The 3,813-nt window shown below is 64.0% G+C and carries 1 protein-coding gene and 1 pseudogene; one reads left to right on the forward strand and one right to left on the reverse strand.

What is annotated here, in order from left to right; translation table 11 throughout:
• The coding region (locus R4P95_RS33215) for a toll/interleukin-1 receptor domain-containing protein (protein ID WP_317840527.1) at positions 1 to 1,465 on the reverse strand (1,465 nt) is incomplete at its 3' end.
• A gap of 990 nt (positions 1,466 to 2,455) precedes the next feature.
• On the opposite strand from R4P95_RS33215, the pseudogene R4P95_RS33220 reads away from it, so the two are divergent.
• Positions 2,456 to 3,435: pseudogene (locus R4P95_RS33220) on the forward strand (DNA ligase).
• Positions 3,436 to 3,813: the final 378 nt, after the last annotated feature.

Raw genomic sequence — 3,813 nt, forward strand, 5'->3', positions numbered from 1 at the left:
TGAACGCCACGTCGCTCACCGTGGCCGAGTGTCCGGTCAGGGGTTCGCCGACGGGTTCGCCGGTGGTCGCATCCCACAGATGCACCGTCTTGTCTTCGCTGCCGGAGGCGATCCGGCGTCCGTCCGGGCTGAACGCCACGCCCCACACGGAGTCGAGGTGGCCGGTCAGGGGTTGGCCGACGGGTTCACCGGTGGTCGCGTCCCACACCCGCACCGTCTTGTCGCTGCTGCCGGAGGCAATCCGCTGCCCGTCCGGGCTGAACGCCACGTCGGTCACCGGATTCTGGTGTCCGGTCAGGGGTTGGCCGACGGGTTCGCCGGTGGTCGCGTCCCACACCCGCACCGTCTTGTCTTCGCTGCTAGAGGCGATCCGCTGCCCGTCCGGGCTGAATGCCACGCTCGTTACGAGGTCGAGGTGTCCGGTCAGGGGTTCGCCGACGGGTTCGCCGGTGGTCGCATCCCACAGATGCACCGTATTGTCCCCACCGCCGGAGGTGACCCCACCGCCGGAGGCAATCCGCTGCCCGTCAGGGCTGAAGATCACGCTCTCCACCAGATCGGTGGTCTCAATGATTTTGAGCGTGTCGCGCCGCCTGATCACCGCATCGAGGAGTGCGCCCTCGTCCGTAATCGATGCAAGGGCAGACGCGGCGAGTAGTTGCTGCAACGTGCGGACATCGTCGCCGGCCCGAGAATCGGCGAGCATCGACTGGGCTTCGGACACCAGACGACGAGCTATCGCCTCGTTACGTTGGCGTACCGCCTCGTTACGTTGCACGAACGCGAGCGCGGCCGCGGCGACTGCAAGGACGGTCAGGAGGACTAGGCCTGCGACGGCGGCGCGCCTTAGGCGGCGGAAACGATGTAGCTCGCGTAGATCGTCACTGGCCAGTTCGTACTTGGGTTTGCCGTGAATCGGGGCGGCCAGGTCGGTGACCTTCTCCCGGAACATCGGTGCACGAGGATCCCACGGCGCATCCTCGCTGACGTCGACGTAGAACGGCTCAGTGGTGAGGACTCCCGGCCGAGTCAGCACCGGAAGTGCGATATCGGACCGGTCTGGATCGAACCTTCCGGTGCTTTCATCCCACCTGAGGCGGCCGCCGGCCACGACGAACATCAGTTGGTCCGGTCCGCGCCGCTCTAGCCAGTGGGAGACTTCCTTGTTGACCCAGCCAGAGGCCACTGCGTGAGGGGAGAGCACTACGATCAAATACCGGGCGTGGTCCATCGCCTCCGCGACCTTGCCCCACAGATCTGGACTGGCCGTGAGATCGGTGGAGTCGCGGAACACCCGTAGCGCGCGCAAGTGGCCCATTCGTCGGCCGATGTGGTGCAGTCCTTTCTGGATCCCCGCAGCGACCGGCCGATCATGGTGGGCATAGGAGATGAAGGCGTCGTAGTCGAACGACTCCCACTGTCCGCGAGCCTGCTGCTCCCGATCCTCCGCAGCTTGAGCGCACATATCGATTACTTCCCCCACCCGCGACACCGGAGCGTCGGGACTGGTTGGTTCTATACGTGATAGTCCTCGCCTAAGCGCTCAATGTCATTGGTAATTTCACTCGCTAACCATCCCGGGGACCGCGCTGCTCCGGCCCTCGGGCGCCGCCTACTTCCTGGCTACGACGCACCCGGATCATTCCGGTCTCAGCTCGTACGCATAGATGATGGATACGGCCGTTAGGGCCTGAGGATTCGAGAGAATGGTCCCCTAGAGGAAGGGATGTCAGTTCAAGCGTCGCGGTCAACGGTCAGCATTGAAACTCTATCCATAACCCAGGAAAATACGCGTTCAGCGTCGCGTTGAAGTTTTTCGTCCCGGCGCAGTCCTGATCGTCTCTGTCGGAGGGACGATCTACTCTGACAGCCGCGACGAGCAACAGGTCGCCACTCACTGCCCAGACCTGTGATCTGATCACCGGTCCTGATCTGCGGTGTTCCGCGGATTGGCAGGGGTGGCGGCCTGTTTCTCTTTGCGATCGCGGGGTGAACCCGCCATCACTCGGCCTGCACCTCAGGGGCCACTCATATGGGTAGCTGTACCGATCCGCCTCCGGCAGGCGATACACAGCGCAGGAGGGGGTTGCTTCCATTGAACTGAGCCCGTTTCCGACCAAGGAGTTCGCCATGTTAGACATGGGATTTTTCTCTGCCTTCCCTGCGTTCACCGACGCCTGGGTGGCAATAAGCATGTGGTGGGAGTCGCTTCCCTTCACCTAACCCCGGAGGTGATGACGGTGATTCCGATCCCCCGTACGGGTTGGGCGACAGCTGGATGGTGTGGACACCTTGGCTGGTGCCCATAGTTCTCTGGTGGAACTCCTGGCACTGACCCAGCACCTACCGCGTGCCGCCGGCGACGGATGGGCGGTGGTGACGGCTGTGTAGTGCAATGGCGCTGGCCTGAGCCTTCTACCTGCGTAGCTCCCAGGTCACGGGCACAATCGGGCGTATGCGGCTGATCGCGCCCATGCTGGCCACGGCCGGCGCCCTCCCGGACGACACGGCGGAACGGCCGTGGAGTTTCGAGATGAAGTACGACGGGTGCAGGTGCTTGGCGTCCGTTGGTGGCGGCCGCGAGCCGGTGCTGTGGACCCGCGCCATGAACGTGGTGACAGATTCGTACCCCGAGGTCGCCGAGGCCTTGGCAGCGGCGTTCGGCGGCCGCGGGCGCATCGTTCTCGACGGCGAGGTCGTCGTACTCGATCACGGCAAGCCCTCGTTCGGCCTGCTCCAGCGGCGCATGGGGGTTGCCCATGCGCCGCTGGAGCCGCTGCAACGGCGAATCCCTGTGACATTTCTACCCTTTGACGTCCTGGTGCTCGACGATCTGGACCTCGTGAGCGCGTCGTACTTGGATCGGCGGGCGGAGCTGGCCAGGCTGGATTCGATCATCCAGGACGTCTGCGGCCTGCCCATCACCGTCCCTCCGCACTGGGAGAATCAGAGCAGCACAATCATGCTCAATGCCGCGAAAAGTGCTGGAATGGAAGGGATTTTAGCCAAACGATCGGCATCGATCTACCTTCCGGGCCAGCGGAGCCGATCCTGGATCAAACACGCAATCCGCACTCGCAGTTCGGTTTTGGTCATCGCTTCGTCGGCTCGAGCCGATCGGTTGCGGCGCTGATCCTCGGAGCGTACGACGCCGAAGGGCGGTTGGTCCAGGTGGGTTCCGTTTCTTCTTCCGGACTCACGGTGCCGATGCGCCGACAGCTCCGGGAGGACTTCCGGCCGCTGGAACGCCTTAGCAGCCCTCTCACGGACCCGTCAGCGGCCGCGGAGATCTTCCCTGGGGTTCAGTGGCTGACTCCCCGGCTGGTCGTGGACGTCGCTTATAGGGCGCACACGGCGGGTGGGCTGCGCCACCCCTCACTGAAAGGCCGGCGCTTCGACATCGACGATCGCTCGGTTCGGGTGGAGGACCTGTAGGCCGCTGGCCAGAGGAAAGCCGCCGACACCTTCCCCGGCGTCAGCGGCTCCTCATCCCCTACCGTCGGGAACGCTACGCAATGTAGGTCTTACCCGGCTCGGGGGTGACAGTGACGCCATATCGCCTCTCGGCAAGTGGTCGCTCGCAGCGACTTTTCTGGTGTGGTACCCGGGGTATGAGCGCCACCGTCAGCTTCTTCAACATGGGCCGAGTTGGTGGTATTCCGGCGGGGCCCCTGCCGATTCCGGAGGTTCAGCTGCTCACGGGCCTGTCAATGATTGATGACGCCGTAAGCAAGGGTTCCCTCCGGGTCGGGACGGTGTTGCTGACTGTTGCTGTAGGTGATCCATTCCTTCGGTGGGCAACGGGTTCTCACC

This window comes from Rhodococcus sp. IEGM 27 (assembly GCF_033142305.1).
Taxonomy (GTDB): domain Bacteria; phylum Actinomycetota; class Actinomycetes; order Mycobacteriales; family Mycobacteriaceae; genus Rhodococcus_F; species Rhodococcus_F oxybenzonivorans.